This is a genomic window from Paenibacillus sp. A3M_27_13 (genome assembly GCF_024213315.1).
Taxonomy (GTDB): Bacteria; Bacillota; Bacilli; order Paenibacillales; family Paenibacillaceae; genus Paenibacillus; species Paenibacillus polymyxa_B.
In genome coordinates this window covers 1,197,936-1,215,747 of sequence record NZ_JANAVE010000001.1, presented here as the reverse complement: position 1 = coordinate 1,215,747, position 17,812 = coordinate 1,197,936, and the positions used below count along the sequence as shown (strand labels likewise).

Sequence of the window (17,812 nt, the reverse complement as noted above, 5' to 3'; positions counted from 1 at the left end):
GAGAGCGATGAATAATAGGATGGATTATCAAAGGGAGCTTGAGCGAATACGCGAACATTTCGGTTATGATTTCATGGCGCTTGCTCTGGTTGAACCGGCCGAATATCAATACGTAATTAAATGGAAAAATGCAGCCGGTAATTTAAATGATCGCTTTAAGCGGATTGTGCTGCAATCCGGTAAGGGCATAGCAGGAATCGTGTTTAAAACCGGGAAATCCGTTTTCATTCCATCTATTTATCAATATGTGGGGGCAGACAACCTGTTTAACTATCCGATCGTTCAATCCGAGAAGCTCAAGAGTCTCGGGGCTGTTCCCCTATGGAATGATGCTCGCGTCGCGGGCGTACTGCTTGGTGGATTTCGGGAAGAACAGCTCATGACCGAAGCCATGATGCGTGATTTGGAAGCCTTGGCGCATAGGGGAATTGGAGAGTTGAACGGGAAGGAAGTGATGTGAATTGACATTGTCTTTAGGGACTGGCCCTTTGAGTGCGCTAATGGTGAAGTTGTTTGAGAACAGTACGGAAGCCATTTTCTTTTTTGATAGGCAAGGGAATACCCTAGCCATGAACCCGGCAGCTGAGGAGATTGTGGGCGATGACGTCCTCATCCAACTCTATGAAGGGAAGGAAAGAGCTTTATGTGGAACATGCAGGGGTTATACAAGCGAAACGGAGCCCCGTACCTGCCTTGACTGTTATTTCAATATGCCAGAATCCAAGGATTTCGCTTCTTTTCAGGTGTATCTGGAAACGAAGAGCAACCGAATGGTTCCCTATGCCGCTTCTTTTCACACCATTGATTCTGAACATGGAACACGGGTGTTGATGTTGAGAGACTTGACTCCACAATTTCAGACGCAGGAAAAACTGTATCAAAACAAAATGATGAAGCATGTCATTGAAGCGCAGGAAAATGAGCGCAAACGGCTTTCCAGGGAACTGCACGACAGTGTGGCCCAGGAATTGATGAGCGCGGTTGTTGAACTACGGGTGTTAAAATACATGACGAATGATGAACAGCTCATCAAAAATATGAAGCAGACTGAAGCATCCATGACACGATTGCTGGATGATATCCGCAACCTGTCTGTGGAATTACGCCCCGCCACACTTGATGATTTTGGGCTTGAAGCGGCATTTCGTTCCCACTTTAAGAGGGTTGAACAAAGCTTTGGTCTGGTAGTTGAATTTGTGTCGGATCTTTCCCAAAAGCGATATGGAAGTGAAAAGGAAACGGTCATTTACCGTGTCTGCCAGGAGGCTGTTCTCAATGCCTTGAAGTATGCCCAGGTAGACATGGTTAAAGTTTCTTTGACTGAGCACGATCATACACTTCGTTTGACTGTAGAGGACGATGGAATTGGCTTTGAAAAGGGGAGCAAGCCTATTGGAACGGGATTAGGTTTATATGGCATGCAGGAGCGAGCAGAGCTGGTAGGCGGGAGTTTTGGCGTCCTTTCAAATGTTGGTCAGGGAACCAAAGTCTTTTTACAAATTCCGATTGGCCAAGAGGAGGAATAGAGACTTGATCAAAATTGTGTTAGCGGATGACCATGCTATTGTACGAAGCGGATTTTCCATGATTTTGAACTTCCAATCGGATATGGAGGTTGTCGGAACGGCTGCGGAGGGCATTGAAGCGTATACGATGGTAGCTAAATATCGTCCGGATATTCTAATCATGGATCTCAGCATGCCCCCAGGCGAAAGTGGATTGATCGCTACAGGCAAGATTAAAGAGGACCACCCTGATACTAAAATTCTGATTCTGACCATGCATGACGATGAAGAATATCTTTTTCATATTTTAAAGAATGGTGCTTCAGGATACGTTTTGAAAAATGCCCCAGATGAGGAGTTATTGCTTGCTATACGAACCATTCATGGGGGTGGGACTTATATCCATCCTAAAATGGCTACTTCTCTCGTTCGTGAGTTCATCAAAAAAGATACGACGTCACAATCAGAAGATCCTTATGAGATCCTGTCCAAGCGGGAACTGGAGATTCTACCTCTGGTCGCAAAAGGTTACGGTAACAAGGAAGTTGCGGAAAAGCTGTTCATCTCTGTCAAGACGGTGGAAGCGAACAAAGCGAAAATCATGGAGAAATTGAATTTAAGAAGTCGGCCTGAACTGGTCCAATATGCATTAAAGAAAAAAATGCTGGATTTTTAGCCGATGAATGGAGGAAATCCGCGTGCTGGAAAATGAGAAATTGCGCTTTTCCAAACCTGCCATGCGTATTCTTGAAAATGAGCATCGCTATCTAACCTATCTGATGGATGAATGGCATGCCATTGTATTGTGGTTTGAGCAGCACAGAATACTAGATTTGGAAGAAGGCCGCAAGCAACTGGATAAACTGAGAACGCAGATTATCGATTTTAGGGTACCCCTCAAGAAACATACCGAAAAGGAAGAAGAACACTTCTTTTCTCTGCTAGGAACCTACATTGGTTTTGAACAGGGACCGCTCGTCGGTATACAGGAGGAGCACCGTGAAATAGAGGGCTATATCGATCACTTTCTTTATCAGACGGAGGGCGATCTGAGTTTGCTCACGCTTGATGAGATTCAGGAGGCGACCAAGAACGCAGGGGAGGCCTTCGAAGTCCTGACTGTACATTTTATAAAAGAAGAAGCCGTACTTTTTCCTATGGCAGAGCAACAGATCAATCGGAATGATCTGACCAAGTTATGTGACAAATTAAATACGCTTATCTCTTGAATTGACCAAGCCGCTTCCTATAGAAGCGGCTTTTTATATTTTCAGGGAGTCCCCTGTTATGTAAAGGGGACTCCCCTATATTCGAATGGATGGGCTAGCGGCTACAATGGGGACAGAAAATTCAAATCAATAATTCGACAGAAAAAACGTTGAAAAGGTGAGTTAAATGATTAGAAAAATGCAGTTGCCGTTACAAACATTGAACTTGATTCTTGGATTCATGGTATGGGTTATCATTTCTTCGCTTATGCCGTTCATTACGGAGGATATTGCTATTCCACCCGGAAAATTGGCCATGGTCACAGCAATTCCGGTCGTGCTTGGTTCGATTCTGCGCATTCCGCTTGGTTATTATGCCAACATCTTCGGAGCAAGAATCGTTTTTCTCGTTAGCTTTATTTTGCTTTTGTTTCCCGTCTACTATATCAGTGAAGCTTCTACGATGATGGATTTAATTATCGGTGGCTTGTTCCTTGGGATTGGGGGAGCTGTGTTCTCGGTTGGGGTGACTTCGCTGCCGAAGTATTATCCAAAGGAAAAGCATGGGTTTGTAAATGGGATGTATGGCATAGGAAATTTGGGAACAGCCGTCACTACCTTCTCGGCCCCTATTGTGGCTACTCAAATTGGCTGGGCCCCTACAGTGAAGCTGTATCTCATTCTGCTGCTTGTTTTTATCGCTTTGAATTTCTTCTTAGGGGACCGTCATGAAGCTAAAGTAAAGACGCCCATTATGGAACAGATTAAAGGGGTTTACAAAAATGAAAAGCTTTGGTTTTTCTCGCTCTTTTATTTTATTACATTTGGCTCATTTGTAGCGTTCACGGTGTACTTGCCGAATTTCCTGGTATCGAATTTTGAGCTGACTAAAGTGGATGCAGGGATGCGTACAGCAGGCTTTATAGCGATTGCCACTTTCTTCCGCCCCATCGGTGGCTGGCTGGCGGATCGGTTTCAGCCCCTGTTCCTGCTGGTAGGCACGTTCTCTGTTTATACGGTCGCTGCGATTCTTTTGGCTTTTTCACCAGGGATTACCCTTTATACAGTAGGCTGCTTGGCGATCGCTGTATGTGCTGGAATGGGGAACGGCGTCATTTTCAAGCTAGTTCCATTTTATTTTAATAAACAGGCAGGTATAGTTAACGGAATTGTATCCATGATGGGCGGTCTCGGTGGCTTTTTCCCTCCGATCTTGTTGTCGACGATTCATGCCGCTACTGGCCAATATTCCATTGGATTCATGCTCCTCTCCCAAGTGGCGCTGGCTAGCCTGATCCTCGTTATATGGCTGTATTATCAAGGGACACAATCTAATGAATGAACGTTATTCCAGACAGATCTTATTTAGACCTATTGGTGGCGAAGGGCAGCGTAATTTATCCGCTGCTGTCGTCACCATTATCGGTTGCGGGGCACTGGGTTCCGCCATTGCCGAAACATTGGTAAGAGCGGGCGTTGGGGAGCTTCATCTTGTCGACAGGGATTATGTGGAGATGTCGAATCTGCAACGTCAGCAGCTGTTCACGGAGCAGGACGCCGCGGAAATGCAGCCTAAGGTCATGGCAGCCGAAAAAAGGCTGAAAGCCATACGAGAAGACGTGCGGTTGCACACATATCTCGATAACTTGGATGCCGAGCTTGTTCAAGAACTTGCCAGCAAAAGTATATTGCTGATGGATGCTACGGACAATTTCGAAACTCGTCTACTTATCAATGATGCTGCACTGAAGACAGGAATTCCATGGATTTACGGAGCCTGTGTTGGAAGCACAGGCGTTGTTTTTCCATTCGTGCCGGGAGAGTCTGCTTGTTTACGCTGCCTTCTGCCATCATTGCCTGCGATCAATCAGACCTGCGATACGGCTGGAATCATCTCACCCGCAGTCCAGGTGACAGCTGCCCTCCAATGTGCAGAAGCCATGAAGTGGCTGAGCGGCAGACGTGATAAGATGCGCCGCAAGGTTCATCTTTTTGATCTATGGGAGAATACGCAGATGGACATAGGGATTTCCCGCATCCGTAACCAAGATTGTCCAACCTGTGGAGAGCATCCTACGTTTCCTGCACTGACAGCATCACGTCGCTCGGCGTATGCGGCTCTGTGCGGACGGAACGTGGTACAGGTTCTTCCAGACCCACAGCGTCCGATCACGCTCGATGATGCAGAGAAAATGGGCAGGCTTATAGCAGATCGTGTAAAAAGAACCCCTTATTTCGTTGAATTTTATGCTTTTAAGCATCGAATGATTTTATTCAAAAACGGAAGGCTTCTCATACACGGTGTACGGAGTGTTGCCAACGGTCAAAAACTATATCATCAGCTGTTCGGTTAAATGAGATGTAGATACAAAAAGCAGAAACATTTAAAAGAGTCTGTCACCGGAGAGTGGCTTGTCCGGTGGCTGGAAGGTGGAAAAGATGAGTGTATTTGAAATCGTAACGGAGCCCATTATCCCGCAGGCTTATGCAGATTATGTCCTAAGGCCGGAAGCAGGAGCGGTGACTACTTTTACAGGGCACGTACGAGAATGGACTCAAGGCGTACGGACCTTATATCTTGCTTATGAGGCCTATGTCCCTATGGCTCAAAAAAAACTCGCAGAGATTGGTCGCGAAATCGAACAGAAATGGGAAGGAACGCGAGTGGCGATCGCGCACCGCATTGGCGAGCTTCAAATCGGTGATATCGCCGTTGTCATTGCCGTTTCTTCACCTCACCGTTCGGATGCGTATGAGGCGAATGAATACGCGATCGAACGAATCAAAGAAATAGTTCCTATTTGGAAACGAGAGATTTGGGAAGATGGAACGCAGTGGGTCGGAGATCAAAAGAAAAAGCCAGGGGGAGATCAGTCATGATTAAGCTGTACTACTTTGCGGGACTCCGTGAGGTGACGGGAAAAGCAGAAGAATTGGCAGATTTGGCGGGCCAAACGGTAGGCGATTTATCCAATTGGATAACAGATCAATATCCAGATATGCCGATCAAGTCTGTGCGAATTGCGATAAACGAGGAGTATGCGTTGTCTACGGATGTATTACAGAATGGAGACATTGCAGCCTTCATTCCCCCAGTGAGCGGCGGCTAATGATAACGATGCTAAACAACTAGAAAGGAGGGGGCGTATGAATTTTCCTCCACTGAAAGACAAGTTGCAGCGGCCGATTCGTGACCTGCGTATATCGGTTACAGACCGCTGCAATTTCCGCTGTTCCTATTGCATGCCTAAAGAGATTTTCGGTGACGATTACGCCTTTCTTCCCCAAAATGAATGTCTGTCGTTTGAAGAGATTCACCGGCTCACGAAGCTCTTTGTATCCCTGGGTGTAAAAAAGATCCGACTCACGGGCGGCGAACCATTAATGCGCAGGAATCTACCCGACCTGGTCTCCCAAATCCTGTCCATTGACGGAGTGGAAGATGTCGGCTTGACCACCAACGGTGTGCTGCTAGGACAGCAGGCCAAGCCTCTCTATGACGCGGGGCTACGACGGCTTAATGTCAGTCTGGACGCTCTGGACCCCGAGCTATTTGGGCGGTTGAATGGGCGGGGGATTAAGCCTGATATTATTTTGAAGCAGATCGAATATGCAAGAGAAATCGGCTTTGAAATCAAGGTCAATATGGTAGTTCAAAAAGGCGTTAATGACTCGGAGATTTTGCCGATGGCCGCTTATTTTAAGGAGCAGGGAATAACCCTTCGCTTTATCGAGTTTATGGATGTAGGTAATGACAACGGATGGAGCTTCAAAAAGGTACTAACCAAAAAAGAAATCGTTGAACGACTTAAGAATGCGTACGAGCTGGAGCCGATGGATCAGAATTACTTTGGAGAAGTAGCAAAGCGTTACCGTTATAAAGACAGCGACGCACAGATTGGTTTTATTACTTCGGTTTCTGAATCGTTTTGTTCGTCTTGTACACGTGCCCGCTTATCGTGCGATGGCAAGTTTTATACATGTTTGTTTGCTTCAGGCGGATTTGATCTACGTCAGATGCTTCGTAATGGAGCGAATGACCAGGAATTACTCGATGTGATTACTTCTGTATGGGAGCAACGCACAGACCGGTATTCCGATGAACGTACGGAGCAGACAGCCAACAACAAAAAAAAGATTAACATGTCCTACATTGGCGGCTGACATTTTATACCATGAGAATGTGCTGTATTTGATGTGGTTGCCTCGAAAAAGAAAGCGCAAACATTTTTGTTGGCAAAACTTAAATTCGATGTTATTATGATCTTGGGATTGTTACTGAAAAGGCAAAACCCGAGGCATGGAATTAGATTTCCATGTGTTGGGTTTTGCCTTTTCTTTTTAGAATACAAGCTTTACGATATCCTGCATGATATGAATATATGGCCCAGCCATAACGCAGAAAGGTGAGTGATATAAAGCCTTACAAGTGCTGAACAACAAAGATGATGACGTCGACCAACGAATCGACATCCGAAAAATGATGTCATAGGACGTGGTTAACCGACTATATTCATTTTCAAAACGGAATATCAGATCGGTTTGGAAGCACTCAAGATCATTCAGGGAAAACGTAAGGCTTTGTCTCTTATTATGAATGCGTTTTCATAACACGGAATTGTAAATCAATACATTTGAATTTGATTTATGACGAAGGTTTGATCGGCTATTACCGTCTTGTGACCTATCTGAAATTTCGCCCAGCAACTAAATCCTTTTTTAAATTTGATGGGATAAGGGGGGCAGTTAGATGATCATAACGAAGATATTTAATAACAACGCCATAATAGCCAAAGATCAAAAAAGAGATGAATTTGTTGTTATGGGTCGTGGTATTGCATTCAAAAAGAGTGCAGGTGAACAAGTAGAAGAGCATCTAATTGAAAAGGTCTTTGTGCTTAAACATAAAGATGCTTCAGAGAAATTCAAGTTATTGTTAGAGGATGTTCCCACAGAATATGTTTCGTTATGCTATGACATCATTGAATATGGAAAAAGCATATTAGAAGCACAATTGAGCGATTATATATATGTTTCGCTTACGGATCACATGAACAATGCATTTAAAATGTTTGATGAAGGGTTTAAAAATGCAAATCCATTAATTTGGGAGATTAAAAAATTTTATCCCAAAGAATTTGCGGTTGGATTAAAAGCACTGGAGTTCATTGAAGACGAAACAGGCAAACGATTGTCAGAAGATGAAGCAGGTAATATTGCTCTTCATTTAATAAATGCTCAAGTAAACAGCTCCTACAACAAGGTAGCAGATGTTGCTCAGCAAACTCAAAAAATACACGACATCTTGAATATTATTAAATACTCTTATAATACCACCATAGATGAACACTCGATCAGTTATGAGCGATTTATTACGCATTTAAGGTTCTTCTTTCAGCGATTAAATAAAAAAGAAAAAGTAGAACTGGAAGACGATTTTTTGTGGAGGCAAGTGAAAGCAAAGTACAAAAAGGCTTATGGCTGCATGCTGAAGATTGAGAAATACTTGGATATGGTATTGTCAGATGAGGAAAAGCTGTATATAACGATTCATATTCAGCGTGTGACCCAAAGAGAAAATTGAATAACACTTGGATTGTTACTGGTAATGCAGGCGAAACCAACCTAGATCGAATTTGATCTATTTTGGTTTTGCCTTTTTTTATAAATACAATTAAAGGGGAAGTTACAATGAAGTATGAGACATTAGCAAAAGACATCATCAGAAATGTCGGCGGCAAAGAAAATGTGAATAGTCTAACTCATTGTATTACACGCTTGCGCTTCAAATTAAAAGATGAAAGTAAAGCCAATACAGAGGTTTTGAAAAATATGGATGGTGTTGTCACTGTGGTAAAGAGTGGCGGGCAATACCAGGTTGTTATAGGTAACCATGTACCTGAGGTTTATGCTGATGTTACTGCTGTAGGTGGTTTTCAAACAGGAGATTCAGAAGAAGCATCAGGTGAAAAAATGAGTTTGTTCAATAGATTCATTGATACCATTTCAGGTGTATTTACACCCACGCTGGGTGTCTTAAGTGCCACAGGTATGATTAAGGGCTTCACCGCCTTATTTGTAGCTTTGGGCTGGCTGGCCACTACATCGGGTACCTATCAAATTCTCAATGCTTTAGGTGATTGTTTGTTTTACTTCTTTCCTATTTTCCTGGGGTATACGTCAGCTAAAAAATTCAATGCCAACATTTTTATAGGCATGGCTATAGGTGCATCGCTTGTGTACCCAACATTTAGCACGATAACTGCCTCGGGCAAACCACTATATACTCTATTTAGCGGTACTATATTTGAGTCACCGGTATATATCACCTTCTTAGGTATTCCGGTCATTCTGATGAGTTATGCGTCAACCGTTCTTCCGATTATCATATCCACCTATGTAGGCTCAAAAATAGAAAACTTCTTTAAAAAGGTAATCCCTAGCGTAGTGAGAACATTTTTGGTTCCGTTTTTCACATTGTTAGTTATTGTACCCTTAGCGTTGATTGTGATTGGACCTCTCTCGACTTGGGCAGGTCAACTGCTTGGCGCTGGAACCCTCTTTGTGTATAACTTAAGTCCGATTATTGAAGGTATGCTCATGGGCGCTTTCTGGCAAGTGTTTGTTATTTTTGGATTACACTGGGGACTTGTTCCTATCGCTATGAACAATTTAGCAGTGCTTAAATTCGATCCGATTCTTGCGGCTACGCTGGGAGCTTCCTTTGCTCAGACGGGCGTCGTACTGGCGATTTTGTTTAAGACCAAAAATGTAAAACTGAGATCACTTTCCATTCCAGCTGTCATCTCCGGGATTTTTGGTGTGACAGAACCAGCAATTTACGGGATTACATTACCACGTAAGAAACCATTTATTTTAAGCTGTATAGCATCCGCAGTAGGCGGCGGTATTATAGGAATGATGGGAACTAAAGGTTACATTATTGGTGGATTGGGTATTTTCGCTATCCCGAGCTATATCAGTCCGGCAGGAATAGACAACGGATTTTATGGGGCTGTTATCGGTATCCTGGTAAGCTTTGTATTAGGCTTCTTGCTTATGTTCTTTGGCGGATTTAAAGATGATGAAGTGAAAGAAGCAAAAAAGGAAGACAGTACACCAGGAGCGGCAAGAGGAGAAGTTTTAGTAAAACAAGAGACGGTGATGAGTCCATTAAAAGGTGAAGTGAAGTCTTTATCTGAAGTAACAGATGAAGCCTTTTCGACAGGTGCTCTGGGTAAAGGGATCGCCATTGAACCTTCTGAAGGTAAGGTCGTTTCACCTGTAGATGGTGTATTAACATCATTATTTTCGTCAGGTCATGCGATTGGAATTACAAGTGATCACGGTGTTGAGGTCCTCATCCATGTAGGCAAAGATACGGTCAAATTAAAAGGCAAACATTTTTATCCTAAAGTAAAACAGGGAGATGCTGTTAAAAAAGGCCAGCTGCTTATGGAGTTTGATATGGAAGCTATAAAAGAGGCTGGTTATGTTTTGACCACACCTGTTATCGTTGCCAATACTACGAATTACCTGGATGTCATTGAAACAGAGAAGAAGGCGATTGAGTATCAAGAAGATTTATTGACCGTCGTAGTCTAATCTTAATTAAATGTTGAGGAGGAATTAAACAATGAAAAATACAACTAAATTGGAATTTCCACAAGGATTTTTATGGGGAGGTGCAACGGCTGCCAACCAATTTGAAGGTGGATATAATGAAGAAGGTAAAGGCTTAAGCACTGCGGATGTGATTACGGCTGGAACGCATACGACTTCCCGAAGAATTACACCTATACTGGAAGAAGGAGTGAACTATCCGAGTCACGAGGCTATTGATTTTTTCCACCACTATCAAGAGGATATCCGCTTATTTGCAGAGATGGGATTCAAGGTCTTTAGAATGTCCATTGCGTGGTCAAGAATATTTCCTAACGGAGATGATGCAGAGCCGAATGAGCAAGGCTTGCAGTTCTATGATCGTGTATTCGCAGAATTGAAAAAGTATAATATTGAGCCTTTGGTTACAATCTCACATTATGAAGCACCGTTTCATTTGACCCAAAAATATAATGGTTGGTCAGATCGCAGAGTCGTAGATTTTTATGTGAGATATTGTGAAGTGCTTTTTAACAGATACAAAGATGTTGTGAAATACTGGTTAACCTTTAATGAAATCAATATTTTAACCTTGTCATTTGGCGCATTCATGGCTGGAGCTATGATGCCGGAGGGGAATGGAGAGCTTGCCCATGCTACAGTGAAGGATGAGCAGGTTTTGTATCAGGCGTTGCATCATCAATTTATTGCCAGTGCAAAGGCTGTAAAGCTGGGTCATGAAATCAATAAGGACTTTAAAATCGGTTGTATGATTGCTTATATGTGTTCCTACCCACTTACATGCCATCCTGATGATATTCTGCTAGCTCAACAAAAGGATAACTTAAGTAATTTCTTATGCTCAGATGTTCAAGTAAGAGGCGCTTATCCGGGATTTGCCAAACGCTATTTTAGAGATCATAACATTCAGATCAAAATGCAAGAAGAGGATGAGGACATCTTAAAGGAAGGCTGCGTAGATTTCTATACCTTCAGCTATTATTCCTCTACTTGTGTCAGCGCCGATCCCAACCAGGAGAAGGTGGGAGGAAATTTATCTATGGGCTTAAAGAATCCTCATTTGAAAGCAAGTGCCTGGGATTGGCAGATCGATCCACAGGGATTGAGATGGTCCCTCAATAACATTTACAACCGATACGAAATCCCGTTAATGGTTGTTGAAAATGGCCTTGGCGCCGTAGATACAGTGGAAGAAGACGGCTCCATTCACGATGATTATCGAATTGATTATCTAAAGCAACACATTGAGCAAATGAAAGAAGCGATTGCTGATGGAGTAGACTTAATAGGGTATACGCCTTGGGGATGTATTGATCTGGTAAGTGCGGGAACTGGTGAAATGAAAAAGCGTTATGGGTTTATATACGTAGATAAGGATAATGAAGGCAAAGGGACACTTGCCAGATCCAGAAAGAAGAGCTTCTATTGGTATAAGAATGTGATTGAAACCAATGGAGAGCAGTTGGATTAAATCTTAGCGCCTGTTTCATAAAAGTCATACCGTCAGCGCGTGCCAATTTTAATCGGTACGCGCTGCTTGTATTTATTATGAAATGAAAACAATACCTTAAATGGATATGCATCCCGGCCGTAAAAATGGATTCCCTTCAGGAAACTACGGAGATTGTTTATAGGTAGGGGCTCAACATCATCCATAGTATTTTTAAATTCACTAAACACATGGGATGAAAATGTCGAAATAGAAGATAGGACTTATATCAAAATATAAGGAAGTGGATACATATTATGAATCAAGTAGAAGCTGTTTTGACCGCCATGCCATTTATCAAAGAAGCTGCACGACAAGATGTTTCAATTTCCGTAATGGACAGGGAAAAATTTCTGTTCTTTCAGTCGGGTAAAAGCTTAGTTTATGACTTCAAAGCAGGCGATCCTCTTCCTGATGTACACAGAGACTTCAAAATGCTAGTAGGCGGTGAAAAGACCAGAGAGCGTTACGCTGCTGAAGTTTTCGGCATCGCTGCTGATTCTTACTTTCATCCGATTAAGAATGAACAGAATGAGATCGAGGCCGTAATGTGTATCACCTATAGTATGGATAATCAAGATCAACTGAAGAAGTTGATGACTCAAGCCGAGGATGTTACAAGCAAGCTAGTTGAAGGGATTCAGCATGTGGCGGCCCATTCGGAGGAGCTTAGTGCGACAGCCGAAGAAATTCTAAGCAATACTAAACAGGCGGTTGAGGACTCCGGTAACGTGACTGAGGTGGCCGGCTACATTAAGGAAATTTCAGAGCAGACGAACTTGCTTGGATTAAATGCAGCAATTGAAGCAGCCCGAGTGGGTGAGGCAGGAGCTGGTTTTGGGGTTGTGGCTACAGAAATCCGAAAAATGTCTACGGGCACCAAGGAAGCAACCGGACGGATTGAGCAGTCCTTGCAAGCCGTCAGACAATCGGTTTATAACATGGAACAAGAAATCACACAGATTGCGGTATCCTCCCAAGAGCAAGCCAAGCTTGTTACGGAATTTATGAATATTATTGATCAATTAAATGTAACCAACCACGGCTTGAGAGGGTTAGTAGAAAAAATCACGGATGATGTTGAAGCAGAATAAAGAATGAAAAAAAGTCTCGGTCTGTGAATTGTACATTCCGTATGGAAATGTAGATTACAGGCCGAGACTTTTTCTAATAGTAAATATTTACGAGTATTGTTGGTTTAACAGTGCAGTATCATAATACTCTTCGAAAGATTTGATTTTAGTGTTTTCAAATTTAAAGATCTGGACATAGATCCCGTTGTATTTTATTTTTTTATTTTCTCCCCATGGTCCATTCGCTGTGATATCAATATGGCTGCGTGTTTTTGTCACAATCGTGTTAGGATTTTCTCCGACTATAAACTCATCGATGGTCCATTCGAATGTCCCTTTCATATCATTAAAAATGGGATTAAAGAAGCCTTTTACAGCATCCCAGCCTTCTTGAACAGAATTGTGCAAAACTGCCACATCATCAGTGGTAAATGGGGTAATTACAGCCGGATTATCTTCAACCCACAAAGAATAAAATTTGTCCGTATCTCCTAAATATAAAGAAAAAAAGTCTACAATGACATCCATGTTCTTTTTAGCAACTTCATTCTCGCTGTTGAATGAAGCATTAATAGTTACATTTTTAATCTTTTTGGGATTCATGCTGTTATTCTCCTTTATAAAAAAGATTTTGAACCATTACCTTTTCATTTGGTAGATGGCTGTCCAGCTTCTATTTACATCATTAGTATAAAATATAGGCAATTAAATAATAATAGACTGATTTTTAAGAGTGTTAAAAATGTAGACAAATGCTTCATAGTGTACAAATGTAAAATAAAATTTTGTGAGGGCTAACATGATTCGAAAAACAACTCCTAAGGAACTTCTTGCTGAATCTTTGATAGACTTAGCCAAAATACATCCAATCCAGTCCATCACCGTAACGGATATTACTGACAATTGTCAGGTTAGCAGACAGATGTTTTATTATCATTTCTCCAGTAAATATGACCTGATCTCATGGATATATAGTGATAAGGCAGATAAAATTATTGAACAATATATAGAAAAAGAGCCTTGGGGACGTGTTGCCGGGAGAATTGTTGAGTTTATTAAAGAGGATTACATCTATTTTAAAAAGGCTTTTGACGACAATACGCACTTGTCTTTTTATAATAATATCTTTAACTATACGGTTGAATGCCACACCAATTATATTCTTAAGAAAACAAATAGGACTTCGTTGCCTCCCGACATCCTTTTTGCTATAAGATTTAACGCTTATGGAGGAGTGAATGTGACTAAGGACTGGCTTGAGAACGGCATGAAGGAATCTCCAGAGCAATTAGGCGAATTAATATTCTCTGCGATGCCCTTGCCTATAAAAAAATATTTTCATTTAGATGAATAAATGCCGCGGAGAGGATACAGATATGAATTTGAATGAGTTAAATGAACAGAGTTACTCCGAACTAGAAGAATATTGGGTACATGTATTTCTGAATGAGATTCATTATCCATAATCAAATCTTTTCCGATATAATAATGAAAAGCTGATAGAACAGATACTACCTCAGAGAGGTGATTTATAATGACCGTTGACATTCTCGTACGTAATAATGTAAAAGTGCTGGGCTCAGGCAGCCAAACGATCGTATTTGCTCATGGCTTTGGATGCGATCAGGATATGTGGCGTTATATCGTCCCTAGCTTTATCGACAACTACCAAATCGTCTTATTTGATTACGTAGGTTCCGGAGAATCTCAAATTAAGTACTATGATTCAGAAAAATACAGCGACTTACAAGGGTATGCCCAAGATGTGCTAGATATTATGGAAGCGCTAGAATTAAGAAATGTCATATTCGTCGGACACTCCGTTAGTAGTATGATCGGAATGCTTGCTTCTATCCGCAATCCCCAATATTTTGAGCGCATCGTCATGCTCGGTCCCTCTCCTCGTTATGTGAATGACCTCCCCTATTATTATGGAGGCTTCGATAAGAGTGACATCGATGAATTGCTTGATATGATGCAATTGAACTTCATTGGCTGGGCTAGTTACCTGGCACCCATTGTTATGCAGAATCCTGAACGACAGGAATTAACCGAAGAGTTGGAGAAAACCTTTTGCTCAAGAGACCCTCATATTGCACGACAATTTGCGGAAGTGACTTTTTTTTCGGATTGCCGTGTCGATCTCCAGCATGCTTCGATTCCTACACTGATTCTCCAGTGCTCGGACGATAGCATTGCTCCAATTGAAGTAGGGAATTATTTACATACTCATCTTAAAAACAGCAGGCTTCAACAGATGAGGGCAAAGGGGCATTATCCTCACTTAAGTCAACCTGGAGAAACAAGCGATCTGATTAAAGAGTATTTAGCCAGTGTGTAATATCAGGAGAAAGGCAGTCATGAAATGGATATTCAATTAGATAAAGCTCCCTGTGGATATTTCTCAATCTCGGATTCTGGCTTCATTCAATCGGTAAACCAAACTTTATTGGATATGCTACTTTATGACCGTAATGAATTGCTCGGACGGCCGATTGAATCCACAATGTCTGTTACCAACAAGCTATTTTTTCATACTTATTTTTATCCCTATATTCAGTTGTACGGGCATGTCGATGAGATGTACTTCTCGTTTCGGACAAGTGATCGACAGGATGTGCCTGTACTTCTAAACGGGGTACGCCAGGAACGCAACGGAGAAACTGTTATTGATTGTGTAGTGCTTATGATGCGTAAGCGAATTGAACATGAGAGAGATATTCTGCAGACCAAAACCAAGCTTCAGGAATTATATCAGGCTACGAATGAAGCGAACCAGAAGCTTGAACGGTTGCACGAAGAATATGAAATCAAACAGCAGGAGCTAGAAAGGATTAATCTCCAGCTTGAAACGATGGCATCAACGGACCCGTTAACCGGTCTTAAAAATAGAAGGTATTTCCAAGATCAATTACTAGCTAGCCTCGCGTCCTTTCGTGAGAGTGGAATATCTTTTTCGCTGCTTATCATTGATATTGATCGTTTCAAAAGTATTAACGATACTTATGGTCATCCAGTGGGCGACCTAGTGCTTACGAATCTGGCAGAATTACTGCAATCCATGTCACGGGATAGGGACATTGTCGCTCGGTATGGCGGCGAGGAGTTCGTAATTATTCTTCCGGGCAACGATCAAGAAGAAGCTATTCTTACAGCGGAAAGATACCGCTCCACGACGGCCTTGATGGATTGGGGAGAATATGCTATTACTGTGAGTATTGGTGTGGCAACGGTGACGCAAGAGGATACGGAACAAACGATTGTTCATCAAGCGGATTTGGCTCTGTATGCTTCCAAAAGTGGCGGGAGAAATCGGGTCACTCATTCAGCAAATCTCGTAAAGGGATAGATATAAAGAGGGATAAAAATGGGGAAAGCGTACAAGCTGGACTGTGATACCTGTACTTATACTGAGAACATAATTGTAGGATTTGGTCTTGCATATATGAGTTTGGAATCCGTTGCTTCGTTTGTAGAGGATGCTGCCCTTAAACGATGTATTGAGGAATTCATAGGCAACCCTTCGACGAGATATGATGCTTATGACGCTCTATATGTGTGCCCGGACTGTCAGGCTATACGCAATGAATTGTTTATAGAGATGAAATCCGACTCATCCCAGTACAGGATTTCTTATGCTTGTCCTAGATGCACGAGTGTCATGAAACAGGAACACATTGAAAACAATGTTCTTCATCATTTAAGCTGTCCAGCATGTGAGAAGGGTAAATTGAAGGCAACGTTTTATATGGATTGGGATTAATAGACCCCCGAATGTCTCCACAGCTTACTCCAATAGGTCTGGTCAAACCATACAAATTCAGCTACTATTATTGATAACGATTCTCATTCGAAGGATCAGGATGAATGAAAACATTTGAGGTGGACGCTTGTGAATTCAAATTCGTTATCATTAATATATCAGCATTATTTGGAAAAGACCCCGTTCAGACAACAGAACGAGCATACGTATATGATTTTACCGGAAGCGGGCCATGGACATATCTACCGAGTTACAACTTATAGTGGAATTGAGATCGTGTATTCGCATATTCAATATCACGAGCCGTATCCGACCAACTTTGCTTCCAGTGGACAAATGATTGAGCTCCAATTTGCGCTTTCGGGTCAACGTCATGTGAATGTGGCTGGGTTGGATTATACACTCCCGATGGGACAGGGGGCACTTATTTTTTTACAGGATTTTAAAGCTTGCTTTCATCCTCCGGTTAACGAACAATACAAATCATTTGCACTTGGCATTCCGATTTCGTTGTTTAATTATGCGGCTTCACAGTTAGCGGCTCGTCGGCAGGTAGCTATTGAATTTAATCAAATTCTTAAGGGAGCTGCATTCCATCACTTTAGTTTTGAACTGGATCACAGAAGTATAGTGATGATTGAACATTTGATCAAAGACTTGAAAAGTGTGCATAAATCGCCTTTGTTAATGGAAGCAGCAGCACTTGAGATTTTAAATCGATTTATGATTCAATTATTTGATTTAACACCTATGCCCGAAGGTTTGTCTAAAGAAGATGTTAGAAAGCTGCATATGGCTCGGGAGATACTTGAGTTCAGCATGATTGATCCACCCTCACTGATCACATTATCCAAAAAGGTTGGATTAAACGATTTTAAATTAAAAAAAGGATTCAAAGCCTGCTTTGGAACTACTGTATTTGAATATTTGCGCCAAATTCGTCTTGATTATGCGATGAAGCTGCTCCGAAGCCAAGAAAGCAATGTGACTGAAGCTGCGATGGCTGTAGGATATAGCAATGTGAGTGCATTTTCAGAGCAATTTTTCCGGGAATACGGAGTGAAGCCATCATCCTTAAAGAAGGTATTTTAAAATAAAATCCGTTTAACCGTAGAATAATCCGTATATAGGCAGTAGAGTGGTGCTGTGAC

19 protein-coding genes are annotated in these 17,812 nt (G+C 42.0%); 18 read left to right on the top strand and 1 reads right to left on the bottom strand.

The window, feature by feature from the left end:
- Nucleotides 1-7: 7 nt before the first annotated feature.
- The 13 genes from NLX82_RS05390 to NLX82_RS05330 all read left to right on the top strand — a co-directional run bounded on the left by NLX82_RS05390 (nt 8) and on the right by NLX82_RS05330 (nt 12,919).
- Nucleotides 8-460 (top strand): GAF domain-containing protein, encoded by a 453-nt coding sequence (locus tag NLX82_RS05390; protein WP_023989701.1) that lies wholly within the window; start codon nt 8-10, stop codon nt 458-460.
- A 1-nt stretch (nt 461) separates the two neighbouring features.
- Nucleotides 462-1,526 carry a PAS domain-containing sensor histidine kinase gene (locus NLX82_RS05385; RefSeq protein WP_254347579.1) on the top strand — a complete coding sequence of 355 codons (1,065 nt, stop codon included), beginning with the start codon at nt 462-464 and terminating at the stop codon, nt 1,524-1,526.
- A gap of 7 nt (nt 1,527-1,533) precedes the next feature.
- Nucleotides 1,534-2,181 carry a response regulator transcription factor gene (locus NLX82_RS05380; RefSeq protein WP_254347642.1) on the top strand — a complete coding sequence of 216 codons (648 nt, stop codon included), beginning with the start codon at nt 1,534-1,536 and terminating at the stop codon, nt 2,179-2,181.
- Between the two features lie 22 nt (nt 2,182-2,203).
- The gene (locus NLX82_RS05375; protein ID WP_254347578.1) at nt 2,204-2,734 is read left to right on the top strand and encodes a hemerythrin domain-containing protein; all 531 of its coding nucleotides are present in this window, start codon (nt 2,204-2,206) and stop codon (nt 2,732-2,734) included.
- Between the two features lie 166 nt (nt 2,735-2,900).
- The gene (locus NLX82_RS05370; protein ID WP_023989697.1) at nt 2,901-4,055 is read left to right on the top strand and encodes a nitrate/nitrite transporter; all 1,155 of its coding nucleotides are present in this window, start codon (nt 2,901-2,903) and stop codon (nt 4,053-4,055) included.
- Nucleotides 4,048-5,067 carry a ThiF family adenylyltransferase gene (locus NLX82_RS05365; RefSeq protein ID WP_254347577.1) on the top strand — a complete coding sequence of 340 codons (1,020 nt, stop codon included), beginning with the start codon at nt 4,048-4,050 and terminating at the stop codon, nt 5,065-5,067. Before NLX82_RS05370 ends, NLX82_RS05365 begins: the two co-directional genes overlap by 8 nt.
- Before the next feature lie 85 nt (nt 5,068-5,152).
- Complete coding sequence (locus tag NLX82_RS05360; RefSeq protein WP_254347576.1) at nt 5,153-5,593, top strand: molybdenum cofactor biosynthesis protein MoaE; 441 nt, start codon at nt 5,153-5,155, stop codon at nt 5,591-5,593.
- Nucleotides 5,590-5,823, top strand: coding sequence for a MoaD/ThiS family protein (locus tag NLX82_RS05355; protein WP_053325878.1), 234 nt, complete (start codon nt 5,590-5,592; stop codon nt 5,821-5,823). The genes NLX82_RS05360 and NLX82_RS05355 overlap by 4 nt, the downstream gene beginning before the upstream one ends.
- A gap of 37 nt (nt 5,824-5,860) precedes the next feature.
- Nucleotides 5,861-6,877: a GTP 3',8-cyclase MoaA gene (gene moaA / locus NLX82_RS05350; protein ID WP_254347575.1), complete on the top strand. Its 1,017-nt coding sequence runs from the start codon at nt 5,861-5,863 to the stop codon at nt 6,875-6,877.
- A 586-nt stretch (nt 6,878-7,463) separates the two neighbouring features.
- On the top strand, nt 7,464-8,297 hold the full coding sequence (gene licT / locus NLX82_RS05345) for a BglG family transcription antiterminator LicT (protein WP_068942159.1): 834 nt from the start codon (nt 7,464-7,466) through the stop codon (nt 8,295-8,297).
- 107 nt (nt 8,298-8,404) lie between these two features.
- Entirely contained in the window at nt 8,405-10,318 is a 1,914-nt protein-coding gene (locus NLX82_RS05340; protein WP_028542282.1) for a beta-glucoside-specific PTS transporter subunit IIABC, read from the top strand.
- Nucleotides 10,319-10,349: 31 nt separating this feature from the next.
- A complete protein-coding gene (locus NLX82_RS05335) occupies nt 10,350-11,807 on the top strand; it encodes a glycoside hydrolase family 1 protein (RefSeq protein WP_254347574.1) in 1,458 nt (485 codons plus the stop codon).
- A gap of 275 nt (nt 11,808-12,082) precedes the next feature.
- Nucleotides 12,083-12,919: a methyl-accepting chemotaxis protein gene (locus NLX82_RS05330; RefSeq protein WP_023989690.1), complete on the top strand. Its 837-nt coding sequence runs from the start codon at nt 12,083-12,085 to the stop codon at nt 12,917-12,919.
- Nucleotides 12,920-13,006: 87 nt separating this feature from the next.
- On the opposite strand, the gene NLX82_RS05325 is transcribed toward NLX82_RS05330, so the two are convergent.
- Entirely contained in the window at nt 13,007-13,501 is a 495-nt protein-coding gene (locus tag NLX82_RS05325) for a nuclear transport factor 2 family protein (RefSeq protein WP_068942163.1), read from the bottom strand.
- Nucleotides 13,502-13,697: 196 nt separating this feature from the next.
- Here NLX82_RS05325 and NLX82_RS05320 point away from each other — a divergent pair, with 196 nt between their 5' ends.
- The 5 genes from NLX82_RS05320 (at nt 13,698) to NLX82_RS05300 (ending at nt 17,753) form a co-directional block, all read left to right on the top strand.
- Complete coding sequence (locus tag NLX82_RS05320) at nt 13,698-14,252, top strand: TetR/AcrR family transcriptional regulator C-terminal domain-containing protein (RefSeq protein ID WP_023989688.1); 555 nt, start codon at nt 13,698-13,700, stop codon at nt 14,250-14,252.
- A gap of 180 nt (nt 14,253-14,432) precedes the next feature.
- Nucleotides 14,433-15,239: an alpha/beta fold hydrolase gene (locus NLX82_RS05315; RefSeq protein ID WP_053325874.1), complete on the top strand. Its 807-nt coding sequence runs from the start codon at nt 14,433-14,435 to the stop codon at nt 15,237-15,239.
- Between the two features lie 24 nt (nt 15,240-15,263).
- The gene (locus tag NLX82_RS05310; RefSeq protein WP_254347573.1) at nt 15,264-16,247 is read left to right on the top strand and encodes a sensor domain-containing diguanylate cyclase; all 984 of its coding nucleotides are present in this window, start codon (nt 15,264-15,266) and stop codon (nt 16,245-16,247) included.
- 18 nt (nt 16,248-16,265) lie between these two features.
- On the top strand, nt 16,266-16,661 hold the full coding sequence (locus NLX82_RS05305) for a hypothetical protein (protein WP_254347572.1): 396 nt from the start codon (nt 16,266-16,268) through the stop codon (nt 16,659-16,661).
- A 129-nt stretch (nt 16,662-16,790) separates the two neighbouring features.
- Nucleotides 16,791-17,753, top strand: coding sequence for a helix-turn-helix domain-containing protein (locus tag NLX82_RS05300; RefSeq protein WP_028542287.1), 963 nt, complete (start codon nt 16,791-16,793; stop codon nt 17,751-17,753).
- Nucleotides 17,754-17,812: the final 59 nt, after the last annotated feature.